Annotated in this window: 2 tRNA genes; both read right to left on the bottom strand. The window is 46.8% G+C overall.

The features are described from left to right. Positions 1-72 precede the first annotated feature (72 nt). Positions 73-148: transfer RNA gene (locus HX807_RS31450), tRNA-Ala, on the bottom strand. Between the two features lie 10 nt (positions 149-158). Beyond that, positions 159-235, bottom strand: a tRNA-Ile gene (locus HX807_RS31455). Positions 236-316: the final 81 nt, after the last annotated feature.

The raw sequence follows: 316 nt of genomic DNA on the forward strand, positions 1-316 counted from the left end.
CTAATCAAAGACTAGAAATCAATATTCATTGGCGAATATTCATTTCTAAACTCTAACAGTAGAAACAGTTAATGGTGGAGCCAAACGGGATCGAACCGTTGACCTCCTGCGTGCAAGGCAGGCGCTCTCCCAGCTGAGCTATGGCCCCATAACAAAATTGGTGGGTCTGGGCAGATTCGAACTGCCGACCTCACCCTTATCAGGGGTGCGCTCTAACCAACTGAGCTACAGACCCAATTTCGAGCGCGTAACTGATTAGCTAAGAGCTATCAGCTTGGAGCTTAAAGCTGCTTCTATCGTCTTCTTCAATGAATCA

It is taken from the genome of Pseudomonas sp. D8002, from assembly GCF_013385695.1.
GTDB lineage: Bacteria > Pseudomonadota > Gammaproteobacteria > Pseudomonadales > Pseudomonadaceae > Aquipseudomonas.